The following is a 23638-nucleotide window of genomic DNA, read 5'->3' as shown; positions in this document are numbered from 1 at the left end:
CAATGAACTTAAAAAAAGCGATTTTCTCTTTGCTGGCTATCAGCATTTTATCATTTATTTGCGTAATATTTATTAATCAAGGAGCTTCATTTAATAAATATGCTCCGAAACTTTTAAAATTTGAAGGAGAGGGGTATGGTATCCATAAACCAATTTGGGGAAACAAAATTTTTTCCAAAAGTGAAGCATTATATATACATCGCCACTATTATTGGGATCGCTATTATGGAAATCGTTTCACAAGTCAGGAAGTAGCTGAAGTTTTTATAGATCATCTCATAAATGCAGGTGTTGGTAAAGATAATAGAAATATTACGGCTTTTGAAAAAATTATTGGTGTAGCACAAGATGGCATTTTATCGCTTGAGGATGTAAATGTTGCCAATAGTTTTGAACATCCTGAAGATATTGTAAATCCATACGTAGAGTATCGACTTCGTTATTATCGTACTCGAAAAGATGCTCGTATAAACAAAGGATGGTTTAAAAGAGCAAAGTCTTTTTATATGGAAGAACAACGAGAAGAAGAAGGTAATATCGTAGAAGACTATATTGTACTACCAAAAGCGAAAAAACAAACCGAACAATCCACGGCTGATGATGTAAAATAGGCAAAAAAAAAGACAGCCAAGTTAGCCGTCTATTTTTCAACTTACCTAAACTATATGTTTTCGGAAGTTAGTTGATGAGTAATTAATATAAATCTGTTGTACTTGTATCTTTATTCTACAAATCCTACGCCTACTGTATTATTACTCATTTCATCAATTAAAATGAAAGAGCCGTTAGCTGGATTATCTTCATACTTATCAGCATAAATTGGATTAGCGGTTTTTACAGTTATCCAACCAATTTCATTGAGCTTGATGCCACCATCTGCTGCTGGTGTATTGTTCAAAGTCATATCTTTGATGTCAATCAAAGTATTGATTTTTGTCACTTTTGCCTTCACTCGGTTGATACCGTGTTGTAATAGATACGATTTACCAACCGATAATATTGTACTATCTAACCAACAAATTTTTGCTTGAATTTCTTTTAAAGAAGGAGGGGTTTCTCCAACTTTAACTAACATATTTCCTCTGCTTACATCAATATTATCTTCAAGTGTAATGACAACAGATTCTTTTGCTTTGCCCAATTCCAATTGTTGACCAAATTTTTCAATTGTTTTTATTTTACTAATTTGCCCACTTGGTAATGCTTCGACTAAATCTCCAACCAAAAAGCTACCACTGGCAATTTTTCCTGCATAGCCTCTGAAATCATGGAAATCTTCAGTTTTGGGTCTAATCACTTGCTGAACTGGGAAACGAGCTTGTATGGTACTTAGTTCGGCGTTTTGGGAGCTTACTTTTTCTAAAGTATCAAGCAATGTTTCACCTTGGTACCAAGGTGTTTCGGCTGACTTTCTAACTAAATTTTCACCGTACAATGATGAAATAGGAATAAATTGCAAATTTTGTCCTTTAAAGCTCACTTGCTCAGCAATGGCCAAAAGTTCAGTTTTAATTGCCTCAAAACGTTCTTGGCTATAATCTACCAAATCCATCTTATTGACAGCTACAACAATATTTTTAATGCGTAGCATCGAAGAAATATAAAAATGTCGTTTGGTTTGCTCAACAACACCATTTCGGGCATCAATTAATATGATTGAAACGGAAGTGTTTGATGCACCCGTAACCATATTTCTTGTATATTCAAAGTGACCAGGTGTATCAGCGATGATGTATTTACGATTGGGAGTACTGAAATAAATATGTGCTACATCAATTGTAATACCTTGTTCACGTTCAGCAATCAAACCATCAGTCAACAAAGAAAGGTCTAAAAAATCAAGTCCTTTTCGTTTAGATGCTGATTCAAGTGCTTCTATTTTATCTTTTGTAATCGAATTTGTTTCATAAAGCAAGCGTCCGATGAGTGTACTTTTTCCATCATCTACCGATCCTGCTGTTGCTATTCTTAATATATCCATTTTAAATAAGTTCTGAGTTTAGAGTGCTGAGTTCTGAATTGGAGTTTCTGAGAAAAAATAACTCAGCACTCTAAACTCAGAACTCAGAACTATCAAAAGTATCCTGCTTGTTTACGTTTTTCCATCGCTGCTTCAGAGCGTTTGTCGTCAATTCTTGCACCACGTTCTGAAATTTGAGCTGAAAGAATCTCTCCGATTACATCATCCAAATTATCTGCTGTTGAGGCAACAGCCGCCGTACAAGTCATATCACCAACTGTTCTGAAACGTACTTGGGTTTTGTATGGAATTTCATCTTCTGATTTATTGATAAATTCAGAATCTGCCCAAATCATGCCATCACGCTCAAAAACATCTCGTTCATGTGTAAAATAAATAGAAGGGATTCTTAGCTCTTCTTCTTTGATATAGTTCCAAACATCTAATTCAGTCCAATTTGAAATGGGGAAAACCCTAACATTTTCACCTAATTCAATTTTTCCATTGAGCATATCAAATAGTTCTGGGCGTTGTTTTTTTGCATCCCATTGACCAAAATCGTCTCTTACAGAAAAAATACGCTCTTTTGCTCTTGCTTTTTCTTCATCACGTCTGGCTCCTCCAATACAAGCATCAAACTTAAATTCTTCAATAGCATCCAAAAGTGTTACTGTTTGAGAGGCATTTCGACTGGCATATTTACCCGTTTCTTCTTTTACTTTGCCTTGTTTGATTGAATCTTCAACATATCGAACGTGAAGTTCCAATCCTAATTTATTCACCAACCAATCACGGTACTCAATCGTTTCTGGGAAATTATGACCAGTATCTACATGCAATAATGCAAATGGAATTTTTGCAGGATAAAAAGCCTTTTGAGCTAATCGGACAACAGTAATCGAATCTTTTCCACCTGAAAAAAGAATCGCAGGCTTTTCAAATTGGGAGGCTACTTCTCTTAAAATATAAATTGCCTCATCTTCCAATTCTCTTGGAAACGAAGTATCATTTGCTTGATATACCGTTGATATTTCTGAAATTGTACTCATTGATGGAATTACGATTTATGAATTGCGAATTGGTTAATTATTGCACAATAATTAACTAATTCGCATCTGAATTCTTAAAATTTCTTTATTCTTTATAACTTTTTACGCTTTGAATTGCTTGTCTCTATGCAGAATATCAAAGTACAAATATACGACTTCTTATTTGTAATCGCAATGGCGTCTTGTTCGTACCTCTAACCTCATAAATCAAGCATGAAGTCCACATTCTTTTTTAGATTCTTCCCACCACCAACGACCAGCTCTTGGATGTTCTTCTGGGCCAATTGCACGTGTACAAGGCTGACAGCCAATGCTAATAAAACCTTTTCGATGAAGTGGATTGTCAGGAACTTTGTTTGCTGAAATGTATTTCAAAACATCCTCATAAGTCCAATGAATCAATGGGTTAAATTTCCAAACATTATTACCTTCGTCCCATTCCCAAATCTTCATATCATGACGATTTTCTGATTGTTCGGCACGTAAGCCTGTAATCCAAACTTCTGCACCTGCTAAAGCTCTTTTTAAAGGCTCAATCTTACGAATAAAACAACATTCTTTTCTATTCTCAACCGACTCATAGAAGCTATTTAGGCCTTTATTAGTGGTCAATTGTTGTACTTTTTCAGTATTTGGAAAATAAATCTCAATATTTTTCTTGTAACGTGAACGAGTACGGTCAATTAACTCGTAAGTTTCTTGAAAAAGTCGTCCAGTATCAAGTGTAAATACTTTTATATTGATGTTATTTTTGAAAATAGCATCAGTTATTACTTGGTCTTCTTGACCCAATGAGGTGGAGAAAACCACCTTATTGGGATGATTATTGGCTAAAAAATTGAGACTTTCTTCAAGAGAGAGCTTTTCTAATGTTTCTATCATAACAATTTACAAATTACGAGTGACGAATGACGAACAAAGAATTTCAAGTTAAAAAATAAACATAAAATAAATTCGTAACTTGTCATTCGGGAAATTCACTATTCATTAAAGCCACGCCTTCGCTAAATTCCAAATGTTTAGTAATACAACTAATACACCTACAGAAATCATAATAGTTTTTGGTGGAAAAAGTTTTACTAAAAATGCACCTAACGGAGCTGCAAAAACGCCACCAATAATTAAACCCGCAATGGCTTGCCAAGCTTGAATATCAATGAATAGCATAAATACACCAGTGCTAAAAAAAGAAACAAAAAACTCTGCTGTATTAACAGTACCAATGGCTTCTTTAGGTGCATTACCTTTGCTGATAAGATTCGAGGTTACCAAAGGCCCCCAACCCCCACCACCAACGGCATCTAAAAATCCACCAAAGAAACCTAAAAGACCTAAGTTTTTATTCTGTGGTTCGGTTGGACGTTTCTTAAATGCTTTTGAAATGATGATACCACCCAAAATAATCATATATATTGCAATGTAAGGCTTTATTGCCTTCCCATCAAATACATCAGATATTAAGTATGCACCAATCATGGCACCAACTACGCCAGTTAATACAATTCTGAAGAAAAGTTTTTTGTCAATATTGCCAAAATAAATGTGCGAAAGTCCAGATACTCCAGTTGTAAACACTTCGGCAGTATGGACGCTGGCAGTTGCATAAGCAGGAGGAACTCCTAAGCCCATCAACATTGATGTGCATGAAGCACCATAAGCCATACCCAATGCTCCATCAACCAATTGAGCTAAAAAACCAATTCCTACAAAATATAAGAACATGGTATCGATTGAAAATTGGAATGTATTAATTCCTGTAATAATTCGATACGCTAAAATAGCTAAAAGCGAGAATTTCATAAAAATCATTGCGTAGGCAATGAATTTCATTTGTACATTTTCACTTAATGCAATGGCAATTCTTTTCATATTAATGTTTAATATTCGACCAAACTATTGACGAAAGTTTTATTTTATGCAACTGCAAACTCATTCCTTAATGATTCACGAACAATCATGGTTTGTTTTAAGAAATTTTCTGATGTTGTGATATAGGCAAGTGCAAATGCTTGACTCGGCTCATTTTGATTGATTTGCAAAACTTGTTCTTTGAAATTACCCTCAAATTCATCAGTAAAATGCTTATCGAATTCAGAGATAATTCCGTGTTGCGTATTAGAACTTATATTTTTTTCAAGCAAAATAGCCTTAGCAGTATTTATTTGCGATTGATAAGCATAATAAATGGCATCTGCCCAACGGCTTTCGCCGTAAGCTTCTTTTGCCCATGCTATTTTTTCTTCTGATTCATAGAAAATCGTCGCAACTAAATCAATAATCACACTGGCACATTCACCCACACCGATTTCGGTTTGGAAAATTTCATCACGTCCCCAATCGACAAAATCTGTATCAATTAAAGTCGTTAAATCTGCCAATGGCTTCAATAAAGCATAAAAATATTTTTCCCCTTGACGGTCGTAATAATCATTAAAATATTCACCTTCAAATCCATTGGCTTCATAATCATTTAAGATAATTCTTAATAACTGTGGACCACGCTTGCTTGGTATTTTAATCACTTTATCCGCGATTCTTCCTTGTCCGTTTCCGATAGTTCCACCACCTAAAAGTACTTGGAGAGCAGGAAGCACTTTTCCAGCAGCTTTTAAAGAACTTCCATGAAAACCAATGTGTGCCATGCTGTGTTGACCACAAGCATTCATACAACCTGAAATTTTGATTTGCATGTTGTTCTCCTCAACTAATTCAGGGAAATCTTCACGCAAAACTTTCTCAAATTCCAAAGTAATACTTGTACTATCTGAAATAGCCAAATTACAAGTATCTGTCCCTGGACAAGCAGTGATATTAGCAATGCTATTGGCACCTGGAGCAGCTAAATTATATTCACTTAATAAATTGAATATATAAGGTAAATTTTCCTCTTTTACAAAACGCAATAAAAGTCCTTGATTGACTGTTACACGTACATCATCTGCTACATAACCAGCCAATTTTTCAATCAAACTACGAGAAACTGTACTTGAAATATTTCCTAAAGGCACTCTTACAAAAACGCCAAAATATCCAGCTTGTTTTTGTGCAAAAGCATTGGTCTTAAGCCAAGCGTTGTAAAGTTCTGAATTCTGAGTGCTGAGTTCAGAATTGTTTTTTTCACTATCAGTAGATATTTTTTGCTCAAACTTTTCAGTATCTACTTTAAAAGTTTTAACTTTTAAAGAAAGTTTTTCTGCTTCAACCAATTCCATGAAGGCATCAAAACCGATTTTGGCAATTAAGAATTTCAAACGTGCTTTATGACGAGAATTCCTTTCTCCGTGACGGTCGAAAACTCTTAAAACTGCTTCAACAAACGGAATGATAGCATCTTCTTCTAAAAATTCATAAGCTAAATGAGCTAATTGAGGTTGAGCTCCCAAGCCACCACCAAGCATGATTTTAAAACCACGCTTACCATCTTGCATTTTTGGAATAAAACCCAAATCGTGCATATAACTCAAAGCTGTATCATCGTCTGTATTTGAAAATGACATTTTGAATTTACGTCCCATTTCTTGACAAACAGGATTACGAAGGAAATATTCAAATGTAGCATGAACATAAGGCGTTACATCAAAAGGTTCATTAGGATCAATGCCTGCTGTTGGAGAGGCTGTGATATTTCTTACAGTATTTCCACAGGCTTCACGCAAAGTAACATTCTCTTCTTCTAATTTAGCCCACAATTCAGGAGTTCTTTCTAAACTTACAAAGTGAATTTGAATATCTTGACGAGTAGTAAAGTGAAGGTTTCCAGTAGAATATTCATCAGATATATCAGCGATTCTTTTCCATTGAGCCAAAGTCATTTTACCATAAGGCAATTTTATTCTCACCATCTGAACGCCTTGTTGACGTTGCCCATAAACACCACGTGCTAATCTCAAACTACGAAACTTCTCCTCATGGATTTTCCCTTCACGGAATAATCTAATTTTTCGCTCTAAATCTATAATGTCTTTTTCGACTAAAGGATTTTCTAACTCTGTCCGAAAACTTTGCATAATTTTTATTTTGTTTTACGGTACAAAGTTATATAAAATCTATAATAATTATAGACTATATGGTGATAATTTTGAAAATTTCTTGTAAATGGTTAATAATAAGCTATTTAGTAATACTTTAGTTGTTGTTTTTTGAGAATATTTCACTAATGAATTGAGAAATATTGATTTTAAAGAAAATGCATCATATTGTTGTAAGGTTTCTTGGCTTGTTTATTAGTAAATACTAAGCTAATTTTGTTGTGCAATGACAAATCAAAATATCAAAAGAGTAATAAATTATGTTTGAGAAAATACCTGGAAAGGAATATCCTAAAGTTACTGAATCAAGAGCAATTATTCGCTTTCAAGATTGCGATCCTTTGCAGCATCTGAATAATTCTAAATATTTTGATTATTATTTCAACGCCCGAGAAGACCAAGCTGCGAAATTGTATGAATTTAAGTTTTCAGAAATTTTCAAAAACTACCGCACCAGTTGGGTCGTTTATCAGCATCAAATATCCTACATCCGACCAGCATTGGTAAGTGAATGGGTGAAAATATTTTCAAGAATTATCTTTTTTGATGATGATACAGTTGTGACTGAATATTTTATGACCGACGAAAGCAAAACTGAATTGAAAAATTTCATGTGGACAACCAGTAAATACGTAAGTGTCGAAACGGGTAGGAGAGTGCCGCATCAAAAAAGTGTAACTGATTATTTATCAGCTACTTGTGAACAAGGAATTGATTTTAAAAATACCACTTTTAACCAAAGAATAAAGGCCGTAAAGCAAGAATTATTAGAGAAACAATCTTCGCTTTAAAGCAAATTAAATTTTATATACTTTACCTTCCTCGGCAAGAAAAGTGTTTTCAAAAACTGATTTTGCTTCAGAAAGATGCTCGTCTAAATTTTTGTAACGTGAAGAATAATGACCAATGACTAATTGATTGGCATTGATTTGATTTGCAATACTTGCCGCCTGCTTTGCTGTCGAGTGATTTGTTTGTTCGGCACGTTTTAATTCTGATTCAGTAAATGTAGCCTCGTGGTAAATGGCATCAATGTTCTGTAACTGCTTGATTTTCAATTCGTTGTAAGCGGTATCAGAGCAATAAGCGAATGATTTTGAAACTGAACCTACTGTAGTATATTCATGATTGAGGTAAACTTCTCCACTTAATTCGTCACTTACATCCAAACCATCTTTCAACATTTTGATATAAGGAATTGGGAAATTATCGGGTAGTTTTTCTGCTAAAATCTTTCTTTTAGAGGCTTTTGAACGAAACAAAAAGCCACAACAAGGAATTCGATGATGCAAAGGTATTGTTTCAACTGTCACTAAATTGGTTTCAAGAATCGAGTCAATTTTTTCTGTTTCAGTTTCTACAAAAGTAATTTTGAAGTTGAGTTTAGTATCTGAATGTTTGAATTGAATAGTTAAAATTTCTGCCAATCCTCTTGGGGCAAAAATGGTTAAACTTTCCTTTCGTTGGTTAAGATTCCAGCTTGAAAGCAAACCGATTAAACCAAAATAGTGGTCGCCATGCAAATGGCTAATAAAAATATGTCTAATACGAGAAGATTTAACCTTATGTTCAAGTAGGCGATATTGAGTACCCTCACCACAATCAATCAAGAAAGATTCATTTTCAATTGATAATAAAAAAGCAGATGGATGGCGATTAACTACTGGTGTGGCAGAGCCAGTGCCAAGTACTAAAAATTCAAAATTCATTCTTTTAGTCGATAGTCCACGGACAATAGTCAATGGTACTTGTAAGTGGTTAGTGTGTATTTTCGGTGGACGGTTGTCCGTTGACTGTGGACTAAATCAAAATTTGCCTTCAGTGAAGCCATTGTCTTCGCCTAAATCAAATTCGTCGTCATGTTCTTCACGAAAATCATTTTCTAAATCATTCATAAAAACAGCATCAATTCCTTCATCAGTGGTTGGTAACGTAACGAGTTCGGGGATTTTTTCTGCATCAATCAAATCAAGTAGATCATCGTCTTTTGTGCAAATAATAAATAAACCTTGTTCGGTGCGACAAACTTTAGTGGCCTTGCGAATCAAAGATAACCCAGCGTCATCAATTTCAGTAATTTTACTAAAATCAACAACCATGTTATTGATACCCTCACGATAAAGCACAACAACTAATTTCTCAAATTCAGGAGTAATTTTTTTATCAAATGCAGTCTCATTGATTTCAATAAGTGCATAATGTTCTGTTTTTTCTATGCTATAATTCATAATAAATGCTATTTGGGAATACTCCGCAAATTTAAGCGAAATTTTTCTTTTCACGTACGATTGATTTTAAAATAGACCTAAATTTTGTCCAAAATCCAATCAAATACATTATTGATTTTTCTAACTTTATTTGCGATAAATTTTTGTGTAGGTTTCTCAATCGGATTTGGAAGCCCAAAATTAGGCTTGACTTTCTCTATATTTTTATTCGAATATTTATTTAAACCTTGCTCATATTTTTTCCAGTATTTCAACTCTTTGAAATTGATTGAAATCACTGGTTTGTTGTTTATAAAAGGCTGATTATCAGTATATTGTATTTTTCTCTCTGAAAGATTCCACGTGCCAATATTCAAGCCTTCATGTTTTTCGATATAAACGTTGTCAAATAAAGCTGGAACATGTTCGAGCCAAAGCTGGTCTGCATTTAAGCCTTTACACAAATCTCGAAAGCCTTTATTTTGGGTGTTATTGCTCCACCAATTTAAAAAACGTGTTGATTCCGATGTTTGTTTTAAAGCAAAAAATCCAGCATGATAAATTCCCGAATTCAAAATTTGTTTTTCATCAGGATGCTTTCCTGCATAAAGCAATTGGGGCACAAGAATAATATCTTGATTATCAAGTGTTTGAGTAATAAAATCTAATGTATGATAAACGAAAGAAGTACAATCAAAATATATAACTTTATCGCTTTTTTGAATAAAATATTTTGCAAAAAATGGCTTACAATCGGCTGTTAGTTCATCATAAGTATATTTTTCAGCCATTTCATTGAATGCTGGAATCTCAATTTTATCAATATCAATAATTGGATAAGGCGATTTTATTGATTTAGGAATATTTGATTCTTTATCAACTAATCCTATAAAGTATTGATAATGAGGGTGTTGGACTTTAATAGAATCGCCCAAAACAAAAGCATTAGCTAATTGATTGATAGAACAAACTGTAAATATGAGAGGTATTGAAGGCAAGGTATGAAATGTAAAATGTAAAATGTAAAATGTAAAATGTAAAATGTAAAATGTAAAATGTGATCCTTTAGTTGATACGAATTTATTTTAGAACGCTTTCGAGTGCATTTTCAATATTATTGGTACATTTTTCGAGCGTCCATTCAGTACGAACATATTGAGCTGCAAAAATACCCATTTCTTCTCTTAAATCTTTATTTTGAGCCAAAAAATCTAAATATTTCGCAATTTTCTGTGGATTTCTATTACTTAAAAAACCATTTTTACCATCAATAATCGTTTCTTTTACGCCTCCTTCTTGTAGTGCAATTACGGGTGTTCCACAAGCATTAGCTTCGAGCGGTGCAAACCCAAAAGGTTCTAATTGTGAAGTATAAATCATGCAAAGTGCATTCGATAAAAGGCACACTAATTCTTCATCATTGACCAACGTTTTTATTTCAAAATTCACATTTAGTTTTTGAGCTAATTCAGACATTTCTTGGCTGTAAGCCTTATCCACCATATTGGCAACCCAAATAAGTTTAGGCTTATTTTGTTTCATTTCAGCGAGTGCTTCGATGGCTAAACGAGGATTTTTATTGATATAAAAATTACCCAAACCTATGACATAATCGGACGAAGCAATTTGATTTTCTTTAAAAATGCTTGAATCAATGCCTAAATAGCAAACCTCGGCAGGTGAACCATAAGCTTTTAAACAACTTTCTGCTGAATATATTGAATTTACTAAAACTTTATCAAATGCCTCATAGTTTTTTCTTTCTTCTCGTAATTGCACCCTGTTTTTTCTTTCAACCCATAAATCTTCTAAAATAGGCAACCAGTAACTTCTACGAAATAATTGACCAGCCACACCTCGTGGAGCTTCCCAAACCAAGCGTGGAAGTGATTCATAAAAAAAGCGAAATGGCTCTCCAAGATATAAAACTTTAGGGATTTTTATATATTTTGCTATAAATGGTACAGCATAATAAAAACAACTATTGGCAAATAAAACATCAAAATCTCCATTATTTATCTCATCTGCACAACGTTGGCAATGAGCTTCCATATCGAGTATATTTTGGTCTTTTTCAAAGAAAACTGACTTTATTTTATCTCTAAAACTTATTTTTTTATTGCGTATCAAAGGAATTTGATGAACTTTGATTCCCATAGGAATTTGCATAAATCCATCGGCATCTGGAGAGTTACTCCAAATTTCAATATAGTGATTCCGTTGATGAAGCCCATTGATATGGTAGTTTAAAGCTCTGCTTCCACCACCACTTGGAAGATTATGCCAAATTGCAATTTTCATAAAGATTCAATCATTGAAGCTAATTTTTCAAGAGGTAATTTTGCATATTTTCTTACCCTGACAAAGCGTTTAATTTTTGGAGGTTTGATATAATCACACTTGAAGTTTTTCCAATAAAGTTCGTTATTTTCCAACAAACGATTTTTGTATAATTCAAAGAGTGGAACGATATCTGGTCGGTTTTCAAAATTGATTCTATTCTGATATTTTGAAACTTCATTTGGCTTGGCAATCAAATATCCGCTATAATGAAAGAACTGTAAAGGAGAAATCTCATTAATCATCCATTTTCCATTAATTTCCAAACAAAATCTTTCATGTAAATTCCAATAAGCAACATTGTTTCCCAAATGCTTGTCTATCAATACTTTATCAAAATAAACTGGAAAAAACTCTCCCCAATGTTGGTCCACAAATAGGCCATTACACAAGTCAATTTTACATTCCTTTTCAAGTTTTTGACACCACCAATGAATCATTCTTTGTGATGTTTCCGAACGTTTAATTGCGACAAAACCAAAGTTATAAATGCCCGTATTGATCAAGTCTTCTTCACTTTGCCATAAATTATCGTTATATGGAGTAGTAATGTGTGGCGTAACAACGATATTGTATTTTTCTAAGTTCGATGTAAGGTGTGTTAATTTATTAAATACAATAATATCGGGGTCGAAATAGATAATATTGGAAAATTCAGGGTGATTTTTTAAGAAATAATCGAAATAAAAAGGCTTTACTGCAGTATTTAGCTCAGTAATATCATATCGTTCGCACATTCCTTCAAAATCCTTAATATTAATTTTATCAACCTCTAAAAGAGGATAGTTGGGTAATTTTGATAAGTCGATTGCTTTGGTTTCAAGTTTATCTACTAAACCAATGATAAAATGTATATTTGGATTTTGTTCTTTCAATGAATCTCCCAAAGTATGTGCTTGAGCAAGATAATTGACCGAACAAAGTGTAAATGCGAGTGTCATAAATGATTGACGATTTTGGATTTACGAATGACAAATAACGAATGACTAGTTACGAATAACGATTGATGAATTATAATTGATGAATTAAGACTTATAATTACGGTGATTGAGTGTAGTCGAAGTCATGAATTTACTAAACTTAATAATTCTTCAATTTTTACTACTGAGTTTTCAAAACTATATTTTTTCAAAACTTTTTCTTTGGCTTTTTTTCCAAATACCTCAAGTGAAGATTGATTTTTGTAACAATCTATTATTTTTGAAGCCATCTGATGGGTATTTAAATAAGGTACAAGCATTCCTGCATCTGTTTCAATGAATTCCGAACAACCACCAGTTTTTTCAAAGCCAACAATCGCTTTTTGGGAGAGAGCTGCTTCAAGCATAACCAAAGGGAAGGGATCTTCACGAGAAACCAAGGTAAAAATATCCAAACAAGTAATGAGTTCGATGGCATCGGGTGTTTGTTCAATAAAAGTAACATGCTTTTGAATCCCTAATTTTTCAATATCATAACAAATTTGCTCATAATATTCACCCTCTTTTTTTATGCCAATCCAAACAAAATGCAAGCGTTCCTTCTCTACTAATTCTACTACATTTGATGCCACTAATGCAAAAATGTCAATTCCTTTTCGCCATTCAGCATTTCCACAACCACCCACTAAAAAAGCATCCGCAGGTAAATTATATTTTTGTCTAATTTTCTGACTATCAGATTCTTGACTCCGTAAAATTACTTTTTCATTCTCAACAAAAGAATGGATTATTTCAATCTTTTCGGGTGAAAAATGATGATTTTTAATGATGTTTTGGGCAACCGCTTTTGAACAAGCGATAAGTTTTGTGGTATTGGCTAATAAAAATTCTCTGTCTTGTTGATTAGAATATAATTGGATCGAAAATTCAAGTTCGTGAATGTGCGTCAGCAAAGGAATTTTAAGAAAGCCTAAAAGTTCAGGCATGACCCATGCAGTTGCAATGGTATTGGCGTAGATTAAATCAAAATTTTCAGCAAGAAGTAAATTATTTAATAGTGCTTTTTGATTATTTTGTTTTAAAATTATTTTTGAAATTGCTTTTTTGTAAATATTCTTAGTTCCAGTTTCTTTTGGATATTGATGAACAGTACAGATCTCTTTAAAATCTTTTTCTAAAACTCCTTCACCAAGCAAAAGCAAGTGCATACCAATGCCTTTTTTACTCAAATATTGCATAATATTTAACAAAAAAAGTTGAGCTCCAGCTCGGTTAGCATCATGACTTATGAAAAGGATTTTCATTGTTTTTATAATACTTTTTTCTCAATCAACATGATGAGAATATGAATGACTTTAATGTGAATTTCTTGAATACGGTCGGCATATCCAAAGTGAGGTACTCTAATTTCTACATCAGCCATTCCTGCTAACTTTCCACCATCTTTACCAGAAAAAATAATGACTTTCATACCTTTTTCACGTGCAGCAAGTGTAGCATTGATAATATTTTGTGAGTTACCACTTGTACTTATTCCCAACAAAACATCACCATTATTGCCCAAACCTTCAATAAATCTCGAAAAAATGAAGTCAAAGCCATAATCATTACCTGTACAAGAAATATGACTTACATCTGAAATCGCAATAGCAGCTAATGATTTTCTATTTTCACGATAACGTCCCGAAAGCTCTTCAGCAAAGTGCATGGCATCACAATGAGAGCCGCCGTTGCCACATGAAATAATTTTATGTCCGTTTTTTATTGAATTTGCCATCAAATCGGCCGCCAATTCGATGTTTTTAATGTTTTCAGGAGAAGCAATAAAGTCATTTAAAACTTTTTGAGCTTCCTGTAATTCACCTACTATATCGTTGTAATTGTTCATGTTTTTTAGAAAATATTGTCCCATCGGCCGATTTGGTTTTTTATGTCAAATTCCAAAGCCCTATTCTTTAATTTTTCTTTGTCTATTTTAATTGATTGATTTTGAATTTTTAGCATTAATTCAGACAAGTCTTTTGGATTGAAACTATCAACTACTCCACCCATTCCTTCTTGGATAAATTCAGAAATTCCTCCCGAATTATAGCCAACAATTGGTTTTTGCAGAAAAGCCGCTTCCATCATCACTAAAGGGAATGGATCTTCACGAGCCATTAAAACAAAACCATCAGCAATATTGAGATAATCATAATACTCATCAGATTTTTCACCAATTTCAATAAAATTGAGCTTTTCAAGCTTTGTTCGCTGACGAATATAATGTAAAACTCCCGTTTCTTTTACACTTCCCAACCAAAGAATATAGGTGTTTTTAGGTAAAAACTGAAATAGATCAGGCAATAAATCATAACCTTTTCTAAGATTCATAGAACCAGACATGACCCAAATAAAAGCATCAACAGGTACATTTAATTGCTCTCTTATCAGATTTGGCGATTGTTTTACTGAAATTTTTTCGGTATCAATAAATGAGTGCAATAAAATTGTATTTTGATAACCCATTTGTTTGATTCGGGTTTCCACAATGGACGAACAGCAAATTATTTTTTCAGCATTATCTAATTGAAACTTAAATGGTTCATACTTAATTTCATCATAAATTGTCACCAATTCATGGACATGAAGAAAATAGGGAACTTTTAATTGATGTGCCAATTTAGCAAATTCTGGCATTGTTAAAGTATTCAAATACCATTTATCGGCTTTTATTTTTCGTTGAATTCTCTCAACTTTTTTCTCTTCAGGTGTGATTTTGAATAGTTTATGGTAAAGTCCTTCATAAATTCCATAAATAAACCCTTTTTTTGCGTGGTTAATAAAAGTTTGATCGGCTGTAGAATGGTTTGCGAAAAGTTCTCCATTCATACGGGTATAGATAGCCGTCTTTATTTTTCCTGACAATCGACTCAGCAAATACCAAAGTAGCATTTCAGAACCAGTTCGTCCACCCGTAGGAGTTATGAAGAGAATTTTACTTTGATTCATTGATTGATTTTATAGAAAGTTGGCTTTTTTAATAAAATTTGCCAAAAATAAGAAGAAAATGTTGAAATCATCTTGGCAAATTTCTTTTGATTCTCAAGCTCACCGAATGGATTCTTCAATTTTAATAAATTCGATACAATTTTCATCAAAAAGAAAGTGGGAATCCACAACCAATAGTGTAGCATCAGGGCAAAGAAATGTAAAATGCCATATTGTTTTCTTATCCAAACAATGTTAGATAATTGAATTTGTAGGTCGAAACGATTAAAATAAGTATAGTTTTGAGCTTCCTCATAGCGTTCGGGCTTGCTTCCCCATTCTTCATGAATGATATTACAATCCTTAAAAACCAATAATTTACCTATTTTACTTAGTCTATAACCCCATTCGGTGTCTTCGCCATACAAAAAAAACTCTTCATCAAACCCACCTGTTTTTTCAAAGCCTTCTTTTCTTACCATTAAAAAAGCTGCTGCAATATAATCAACTTGCTCTGGGTCATCATATTTGGTTGGTATGATGAAAATATCAAGGTATTTTCTGAATTGTGGAGGAACAATCCAAAAATCTTTGCGGAAAGTGAATGTATGGTAAAATGCTCGTGGCGATAAATCTGGAAAAACTTGATATGCTCCACCGGCAATGACATCAGGACGAACTTCTAACTGTGCTACACAACGGTCAATAACTGGTTCATAAAGTTTTGTGTCTGAGTTCAATAAAAGCAGATATTTCCCTTGAGCAATTCTCATACCAGCATTATTTGCACGGGCAAATCCTGCATTATAATTCATTGATAACCAGCGAGTTTCAGGAAATTGAGTTTTTATAAATCTTTCATCATCTCCCTTTGAAGCATTATCAACCACAATTACCTCATAGCTTACGTTCGTGGTAAATTGTTTGATAGTTTTGATACATTCAACAATTAGTTCGGGTGTACGATAATTGACAATTATGATAGAAACAGTTACCAACGATGCGAGAGATTAAAGAGTTTGATTAATGATTGTTGAAATTTTTTCGACATCATTTAAATCCAAATCATAGAACAATGGCAAGGACAAAGCCCGCAATGAATAGCTTTCAGAGACTGGACATGGATTGTAAAAATCTAAATAGGGGAGTTGATTCAAAGAAGGGTAAAAATACCTTCTTGGCGTAATATCTTCTTTTTGTAAAGCTTCAGTTACTTCAAATAATTTGCCTTCAGAAGGTAAAATTATTGGGTAATAGGCATAATTATACTCAAATTCTGCTATACTTTGTGTAGGTCTTTTCAATTTCTCCCAATTCAGTAAAGCATCATATTTTTCTGAAATAATTCTTCTTTTATCAATAATATCTTCAACTTTTGGCAGGTTACAAAGTCCCATGGCAGCATGAAATTCTGAGTTTTTTGCATTAATGCCTACCGAATAGTAATCATCGCCTCTATGACCAAAACTTCTATATAATTCTAATTTTGTATGTAAATCTTTATCATTTGATACGACAGAACCACCTTCTATTGTATGGAAAACTTTAGTAGCATGAAAACTACATGTACTAACATCACCGTAAGACAAAACCGATTTTCCTTTATAAGTTGCTCCAAAAGAATGAGCTCCATCATAAATCACTTTTAGGTTATATTTTTTTGCGATTTGATCAATTTTCTCAACATCACAAGGGCGGCCATATACATGAGTTGCCAAGATTGCAGAAGTTTTTTCGGTGATGGCAGCTTCAATCAAATTTGCATCGATATTGAAGGTATCTGGTTCAATATCAACAAAAACAGGTTTAAGATTTTCCCAAAGAATGGCTGTGGTAGTTGCACAATAAGAAAAAGGGGTCGTAATGATTTCACCTTTTAATTCTAATGCTTTTACAGCAATTTGTAGAGCAATCGTTCCATTTCCTACGTAGAGTAGATTTTCAACGCCCAAATATTCTTTTAATTGACCCTCTAATTTTCTGACCAAAGGCCCATTATTAGTTAGCCATGTGTTTTCCCAAATACCTTTAATTGCTTCTTGGTATTCTTCAAAAGGGGGTAAAAAAGATTTTGTTACGTTTATGGTCACGATTCAATTATTAATTATTTATTAAATCAATCCATCCATTTTCCATGTCTGAATTGGAATATTGATAGGTCGTACTGCCCCTGGCCATTTTCCATACCAATTAGTACCTTCTCTAAAATCAGCTACATCAAAACTGATAGCATCCTCCATAAAGTAAATCGGGTCGGCAGTATCTTTTACAATCATTACTGAAATGTAATACGAACCATCATTTAAGAAATTACCAGGAATCTCAAGTGTACCTTTGATTAATCCTTTAGAAAATGTTTTTGCCTGACTTCCGACATTAAAAACACATTCACCAGTCATATTATAGAGAAACATGCTCAAATTCAATTGAGCAGTTTCAAGCATATTCCAAAATTCGAAATTAACTTTTAATGGTGTTCGAACATCAATATTTTTACTACCTTCGATAAGCTCTGGTACAACCTCGATATTTTTGATTCTAACTAAATCATTACCTGGAGCTTCTTCTGGTGTTTCCCAGTGTTGTTTTAATTGAAATTTAGAGATGCTTGACATATAATCATGCAATACATCGCCTACTTCACCGTATTTTATCAAATTGCCTTTTTGCAAAAAAGCAGCTTTATTACATAATCCTTGTACTGCCGTTACATTATGACTCACAAATAAAATTGTTCGTCCACTGCTTGAAACGTCTTTCATTTTGCCAAGACATTTTTTCTGAAACTCTGAATCACCAACTGCTAAAACTTCATCCACGATTAAAATTTCAGGTTCTAAATGAGCAGCGATGGCAAAGCCTAATCGCACGTACATTCCTGATGAATAGCGTTTTACGGGTGTATCTAAAAACTTTTCAATTCCTGCAAAATCAACAATTTCATCAAATTGGCTTCTAATTTCATTTTGTTTCATTCCAAGAATAGCACCATTCAAGAAAATATTTTCTCTACCAGTTAATTCAGGATGAAAACCAGTTCCTACTTCGAGTAGGCTCGCCATTCTACCCCGAACTTTGACTTCTCCATGTGTAGGTTCAGTTATTCGACTTAAAATTTTCAGCAAAGTTGATTTCCCTGCTCCATTTGCTCCTACAATTCCAATGCGGTCGCCTTCATCAATGCTAAAGCTTATATTTCTTAAAGCCCAAAATACTTCTTTGGTTTCTTCTTCATCTTTACTTGTAAAAAGTTCGCTTACAAAGCCAGAAACCGTTTCTTTGAGGTTTTGGTACTTTTTCTTTTTATGACTAAGAATGTATTTTTTTGAAATATTTTCTATTGAAATTGCCTTCATTTATAGAATTTTTGTGCCGAAAATTTAATTGCAATGTTAATGTATTATTACTTACAAAAAACTATTATAAATCATATATGTGTTGATTTTTGTGTAAAAATCTCAAATATAGTCAACAAATGAGTTTTCGTTTTTGCGGAAAAACCAAATTGCACCAATCACAGATATTACCACAAAAAAGAGCATCGGTAAAAAACTTTGCCAATTGAATTGAGCAAAATCACCCAACAATGCCCAACGTAGTCCATCAATTGTACCTGCAACAGGATTGAGATTGTAGATTGGGTACCACCATTCTTTTTTGTATTTTTCTACTGAATAGGCAACAGGTGAAATAAAGTACCCAAATTGCACTACAAAAGGTATAATTTGGCCAATATCTCGGTATTTTACATTCAAGGTTGCAGCAAAAAGACCTGCTCCAAATGCTCCCAAATAAGCTAACAACAAGAATACTGGGGCGAAAATTATATGCCAATTAGGTAAAAATTGGTAATAAAGGCAAATGATAAAAAATAAGACAAAGGCAATAAAAGCATCTAGAAGCCCTACCAAAAGAGAACTAAAAGGAATGATTATTCGAGGAAAATACACTTTAGAAACAAGGTTTCCATTCCCAACAATACTATTACTAATTTGCAAAAGGCATTGTGAAAAAAACAACCAAATGATTACGCCCGGAATGACAACCAGCATATATGGAATTGTTGAGCCTTCTTCTAATTTTGCTATTTTACCAAAAGCAAAAACCATCACCATTGTGGTAAGTAAAGTACGAATAACAGCCCAAGAAATGCCTAAAACGCTTTGTTTGTAACGAACCATTACATCACGTTTACCTAAAATCCAGAACAATTCTCTTTGCCTCCATACCTCACGCCAATAATGAAGTGCTGATTTTCCTGCTTTTATTATAATTTCGTTTTCTTTTTTCATTTAAAAACTCCTGAGAATAAATAGGATTTACGATTTTAGATTTAGGTATTATATTTACTATTAAATCTAAATCTATAATAACATCGTAAAAGTATTTTATTAAATTCAATTATCATTTAAAATTGATGATTTGATAATAGCTTTAATGCAATTTGTAAAAGTTTAAACACTGATAGTCACAGATTATACATGTTTAAACTTTTATGACAAAAAATTAACTCATCAATTCTTGATATGTTTTCCTAAAGATAATAACTACTAAACAAAGGAAAAATCCTAAAAATGCACCTGTCTTAGTATTGCCTCCAATTGAATATGTTTTCTGTAATAAAGGCAGACGAACAGGTTGTAAAACAGTAAATAGAGGTGTTTGATGGATCAATGCCATTTTTAATTGTTCTACAGTTGCCATTTGAGTATAATATTGATTAGAAATAAAATTATTACTTCTATTCAATTGTTGCTGCCTCATGGGAGCTGTAGGGTCAACTGCATTCAAATTTTGAAAATTGGTAGTTGCCAACTGCCTATCTGTAGAGCTGAGTTTTCCTTCCAATTCTCGAAGCCTGTTTACCTGAATGTCATAAATTTCTCTTGTTTTGCGAGTACGAACTTCTATATAGAACTCTTCAAGTGAAGTTAATAATGTTTCTAACCAAACTTTTGTCAATAACTCACTATTAGTAATACATGACAAAACCATAATTGATCCATTTTTATCCAAAGGTTGAAGTTGAGTTTGAGCTGCCAATTTTTCATAAATGGTAGCAATCATTATATTTTCATCCTTTGTAAATTCACTTGGTTGCTTGAGTTTAAAGCGATATGCTATTGATTTTTTATCTGGTTCATGAAGTAAATCACCACCCCATTCTTTTTTTGCAATATCACTACTATCTTTATAGAAATTGATGAATAAAGTCTTTTTTCCACCAATAGTTACTTCCTTCATTAATGCTTTTTCATACAAAGCTTTTGAAGAAACCATTAGTCCAAAGTTTCCACCACTAAATAAATCATTGGAAGTTGCTCCACCCATGCCACCTACGCCGAAAGCAGATGCAAGACCGCCTAATCCACCCATTGGATTTTGTCCGTTTCCACCCGATTCTAAATTAAATTGGATTTCTCCAATAAATTCAGATTCTTTTAGGTCTTTAATATCTAGAAGAATACTTATTAGTGAACCTAATCCAATGCTGATAAGAAGTAGTTTCCAATGACTTCCTATTAGATTAAATACGCCAATGATTTTCTTAATTAAATCTTTCGTACTAATTTGTTCTTCTTGTATGGTTTGGTATTCTGCCATTGTTACGATGGATTTCTTTTATTTAGTTAACTTAAATATTGTAAAAATACTTAGTAGGGTTGTGATTGTACCAGCAACTGTTGCAAACAAGCCTTGAGCTTGAGCAAGTTGTTGCTGAGCCGTTGTAGTTTTTTGAGGAATGATAATTTCAGAACCAGGTGCTACTTTAGGATATATATTTACGAACAAGAATCGACGTGTTCTATCAACAGAACCATTGGCGTACAATATATATGATTTACTACGAAGTGATTTTTTTGTAAATCCACCTGCATGAGAGATATAATTGATAAAGCCTTGTGAATCCAAATATTTAACTGTCGTTGGATACAAAACTTCTCCTTGAACACGTACTGTTTCTAATCTTTTTGGAATCTGAATAATATCACCATCTTGCAAAATCATATCTTCGTTTGAACCAGGATTTTGCATGATCTTTGTTAAATTGATACCAATTGATGATTTTTTTGTAGCATCTACATCCTCTACTTCTACTACTTGATTGCCCTTCACGCTATTAGCAATTTCATTAATTGCTTGCCTTCTCTGTGCAATTTCAATTTCACTTAATTGTACTTCTCTTACCAATGTAGCACCTTCTAAATAAGCCTGCGGAGTTAGACCACCTGAACGTTGGATAACATCTGAAATCTTCTCAGTTTTACTTTGTATGCCATATTTTGCAGGGAAAATTACTTCACCTTGTATTTCAACGAAAGTTTGTTTGACATAGTTGGGTGATTTACGAATAAAAATTTCATCAAAAGGATATAAATAAAATTTACTTCCTTTTTGCTCAACTTTTAAATCTGAGCTAATATCAAATATGTAAGTATCTGATATTTGAGCATTTGTTGATGTTGGATCAACATTCCTTTTTCTACGTACAACTTCTACTCTTGATAATGAAGCTGATTCTGATAAACCACCTACTTTTACAAGGACGTCTTCGATTGTCATATTTCTTAAAAAAGGCAATTCAATACCTTCCACAGCATCTGGATTATTTAAAGCTCCTTGAATATGAATATAAGCAGGCTCTGTTAAATCGAAGATTGAAGGTATTGTAATAATGTCTTCTCTTTTTAAGGCAATATCTGCTGCATTTCCTTTCATTATGTCGTCTAAATTTACTGCAATATTTTCAACGATCATATTATCTCTGGTTCTTACAATTGACACACGGCCCGTAAGTGCTTCACCTTTTAAACCTTCTGCTCCAGCAATCAACTGTGTCAATGTTGGATTTGATTCTAAGGAATATTCCCCAGGTCTATAAATGGCACCGCCGATTGTTACCATATTCTCATACCTTTCTAATACTCTTTCAATCACAAGTGAATCACCCGACTGAACACTAAAGTTGTTAAGATCTTTTGATAATACATCTAAAATTTTTCTTTCTCTTGAAGTGTTTCTATGCACTTTTAAGCGATGTGTATAGGCATAAGCATTAAATCCACCAGCATATTCAATGACTTTATTAAGTTTTTCATTTTCAAGTAACTCAAATAAACCATTTCTTTTCGCATACCCTTGCACAGCTATACGTGAGACATAAGGTAGTACTTGTATCACATCTTGGTCTTGTAAAAGGATATTATTTTTAGTAGTACCGCTCATTAAGAGTTCGTAAAGATCAAAAGTTGAAACAACTTTATTATTTCGGATCACTTCTATTTTACGGTAAGTACCAATTTCGTTTGGCCCACCACACACATAAAGAGCATTTAATGTAGTAGAAAGCGAAGAAAGGGTATAAGTTCCAGGAGCGATAACCTCACCAGTTATTGTCACTTTAATACTTCTAATTGCACCCAAAGATATATTACAAAATGTATTTGGTTCAAAGCCAGAAAAAGGTCTTAAACCAATATAAACTTTTGCTAAACGATTGATAATACGCTCTTTTGCTTGTTCGATTGATGAACCTGCAACGTATATCAAACCTATTCGGTCAATTGTTATAAAACCATCTGGTGATACAATTGGTTTATAAGTAGCCTGTGAGTAACCATAAATATCAATGATTAATTGATCATTTGGCCCTAATACATAATTACTTGGTGTAGCAATATTTATAGCAGGGCTTGGATCAAATTTAACAGTATTGAAATAATTGTTTCCGAAAATTCTCCTTCTCAAAGTTGCCTTTGCAGCGTCTTCATTGGCTTCTTGCTCCTTGATTACTCTCAATGAGTCTTCTTTTGTCATCGCACGTTGGTCGGCCGCATTGACACCTGTTGTTCTGACTGCCGTTGGGTCATTGGTTGGTAAAGCACGATTTTTATTGGGCAATGGCATATTAGGAGTTTGCTGTGTTCCTGTACCATTTGGATTGACCGCTGGAATATTGGTAGGAATGTTAATTGGAGCTGTTGTAGGGCCAGTTGGTGTTGCAACAGGATTTTGTCCAAAAGAATTGCTTAAAATAAGTGTAAAAAGCGTAAATTTGAGAAAAAATTGTGAAAACCTATTTTTGCTTAATTTCATATTCATAACGTTGTTAGTCAAATTCCAATCGAGTCTATTATTTATAATACTCGAAAAACTATGCAAA

General features: G+C 33.3%; 21 protein-coding genes. 2 read left to right on the top strand and 19 right to left on the bottom strand.

Features of this window, described 5'->3' with window-relative positions; translation table 11 throughout:
* Positions 1 to 2: 2 nt before the first annotated feature.
* The gene (locus ACQUQZ_RS12380) at positions 3 to 611 is read left to right on the top strand and encodes a hypothetical protein (protein WP_435355266.1); all 609 of its coding nucleotides are present in this window, start codon (positions 3 to 5) and stop codon (positions 609 to 611) included.
* Positions 612 to 721: 110 nt separating this feature from the next.
* Here the strand turns inward: ACQUQZ_RS12380 and ACQUQZ_RS12375 are convergent, their stop codons facing one another.
* The 5 genes from ACQUQZ_RS12375 to ACQUQZ_RS12355 form a co-directional block, all read right to left on the bottom strand.
* Positions 722 to 1981 carry a sulfate adenylyltransferase subunit 1 gene (locus ACQUQZ_RS12375; protein WP_435355264.1) on the bottom strand — a complete coding sequence of 420 codons (1260 nt, stop codon included), beginning with the start codon at positions 1979 to 1981 and terminating at the stop codon, positions 722 to 724.
* Between the two features lie 92 nt (positions 1982 to 2073).
* Positions 2074 to 3009 carry a sulfate adenylyltransferase subunit CysD gene (cysD, locus tag ACQUQZ_RS12370; RefSeq protein ID WP_435355262.1) on the bottom strand — a complete coding sequence of 312 codons (936 nt, stop codon included), beginning with the start codon at positions 3007 to 3009 and terminating at the stop codon, positions 2074 to 2076.
* Between the two features lie 207 nt (positions 3010 to 3216).
* Positions 3217 to 3891: a phosphoadenylyl-sulfate reductase gene (locus ACQUQZ_RS12365; RefSeq protein ID WP_435355260.1), complete on the bottom strand. Its 675-nt coding sequence runs from the start codon at positions 3889 to 3891 to the stop codon at positions 3217 to 3219.
* Between the two features lie 105 nt (positions 3892 to 3996).
* On the bottom strand, positions 3997 to 4878 hold the full coding sequence (locus ACQUQZ_RS12360) for a sulfite exporter TauE/SafE family protein (RefSeq protein ID WP_435355258.1): 882 nt from the start codon (positions 4876 to 4878) through the stop codon (positions 3997 to 3999).
* Between the two features lie 44 nt (positions 4879 to 4922).
* The gene (locus ACQUQZ_RS12355; protein ID WP_435355256.1) at positions 4923 to 7016 is read right to left on the bottom strand and encodes a nitrite reductase; all 2094 of its coding nucleotides are present in this window, start codon (positions 7014 to 7016) and stop codon (positions 4923 to 4925) included.
* 281 nt (positions 7017 to 7297) lie between these two features.
* Between ACQUQZ_RS12355 and ACQUQZ_RS12350 the strand changes: the two genes are divergently transcribed.
* Positions 7298 to 7828 carry an acyl-CoA thioesterase gene (locus ACQUQZ_RS12350; protein ID WP_435355254.1) on the top strand — a complete coding sequence of 177 codons (531 nt, stop codon included), beginning with the start codon at positions 7298 to 7300 and terminating at the stop codon, positions 7826 to 7828.
* A 6-nt stretch (positions 7829 to 7834) separates the two neighbouring features.
* Here the strand turns inward: ACQUQZ_RS12350 and ACQUQZ_RS12345 are convergent, their stop codons facing one another.
* From ACQUQZ_RS12345 to ACQUQZ_RS12280, 14 genes are all read right to left on the bottom strand, one after another.
* On the bottom strand, positions 7835 to 8746 hold the full coding sequence (locus ACQUQZ_RS12345) for a ribonuclease Z (protein ID WP_435355252.1): 912 nt from the start codon (positions 8744 to 8746) through the stop codon (positions 7835 to 7837).
* 96 nt (positions 8747 to 8842) lie between these two features.
* A complete protein-coding gene (locus ACQUQZ_RS12340) occupies positions 8843 to 9265 on the bottom strand; it encodes an STAS domain-containing protein (protein WP_435355251.1) in 423 nt (140 codons plus the stop codon).
* Positions 9266 to 9342: 77 nt separating this feature from the next.
* Complete coding sequence (locus tag ACQUQZ_RS12335) at positions 9343 to 10242, bottom strand: hypothetical protein (protein WP_435355249.1); 900 nt, start codon at positions 10240 to 10242, stop codon at positions 9343 to 9345.
* 82 nt (positions 10243 to 10324) lie between these two features.
* On the bottom strand, positions 10325 to 11545 hold the full coding sequence (locus tag ACQUQZ_RS12330) for a glycosyltransferase family 4 protein (RefSeq protein WP_435355247.1): 1221 nt from the start codon (positions 11543 to 11545) through the stop codon (positions 10325 to 10327).
* Positions 11542 to 12525, bottom strand: coding sequence for a glycosyltransferase (locus ACQUQZ_RS12325; RefSeq protein ID WP_435355246.1), 984 nt, complete (start codon positions 12523 to 12525; stop codon positions 11542 to 11544). The genes ACQUQZ_RS12330 and ACQUQZ_RS12325 overlap by 4 nt, the downstream gene beginning before the upstream one ends.
* 122 nt (positions 12526 to 12647) lie before the next feature.
* Entirely contained in the window at positions 12648 to 13808 is a 1161-nt protein-coding gene (locus tag ACQUQZ_RS12320) for a glycosyltransferase family 4 protein (protein WP_435355244.1), read from the bottom strand.
* A 5-nt stretch (positions 13809 to 13813) separates the two neighbouring features.
* Entirely contained in the window at positions 13814 to 14392 is a 579-nt protein-coding gene (gene lpcA, locus ACQUQZ_RS12315; protein WP_435355243.1) for a D-sedoheptulose 7-phosphate isomerase, read from the bottom strand.
* A gap of 5 nt (positions 14393 to 14397) precedes the next feature.
* Complete coding sequence (locus tag ACQUQZ_RS12310) at positions 14398 to 15495, bottom strand: glycosyltransferase family 4 protein (protein ID WP_435355241.1); 1098 nt, start codon at positions 15493 to 15495, stop codon at positions 14398 to 14400.
* Complete coding sequence (locus tag ACQUQZ_RS12305) at positions 15492 to 16472, bottom strand: glycosyltransferase family 2 protein (protein ID WP_435355240.1); 981 nt, start codon at positions 16470 to 16472, stop codon at positions 15492 to 15494. The genes ACQUQZ_RS12310 and ACQUQZ_RS12305 overlap by 4 nt, the downstream gene beginning before the upstream one ends.
* A gap of 12 nt (positions 16473 to 16484) precedes the next feature.
* Entirely contained in the window at positions 16485 to 17564 is a 1080-nt protein-coding gene (locus tag ACQUQZ_RS12300; protein WP_435355239.1) for a DegT/DnrJ/EryC1/StrS family aminotransferase, read from the bottom strand.
* A 21-nt stretch (positions 17565 to 17585) separates the two neighbouring features.
* Positions 17586 to 18830, bottom strand: a complete 1245-nt coding sequence (locus tag ACQUQZ_RS12295; RefSeq protein WP_435355237.1) for an ABC transporter ATP-binding protein — start codon at positions 18828 to 18830, stop codon at positions 17586 to 17588.
* A gap of 102 nt (positions 18831 to 18932) precedes the next feature.
* Entirely contained in the window at positions 18933 to 19766 is an 834-nt protein-coding gene (locus ACQUQZ_RS12290; RefSeq protein WP_435355235.1) for an ABC transporter permease, read from the bottom strand.
* A gap of 214 nt (positions 19767 to 19980) precedes the next feature.
* Positions 19981 to 21078 carry a hypothetical protein gene (locus ACQUQZ_RS12285; RefSeq protein WP_435355234.1) on the bottom strand — a complete coding sequence of 366 codons (1098 nt, stop codon included), beginning with the start codon at positions 21076 to 21078 and terminating at the stop codon, positions 19981 to 19983.
* Between the two features lie 18 nt (positions 21079 to 21096).
* Positions 21097 to 23571 (bottom strand): SLBB domain-containing protein, encoded by a 2475-nt coding sequence (locus tag ACQUQZ_RS12280; protein ID WP_435355232.1) that lies wholly within the window; start codon positions 23569 to 23571, stop codon positions 21097 to 21099.
* Between the last annotated feature and the right edge of the window lie 67 nt (positions 23572 to 23638).

Source organism: Emticicia sp. SJ17W-69 (genome assembly GCF_051209875.1).
Lineage (GTDB): Bacteria > Bacteroidota > Bacteroidia > Cytophagales > Spirosomataceae > Emticicia.
This window is presented reverse-complemented; position numbering and strand designations above follow the sequence as displayed.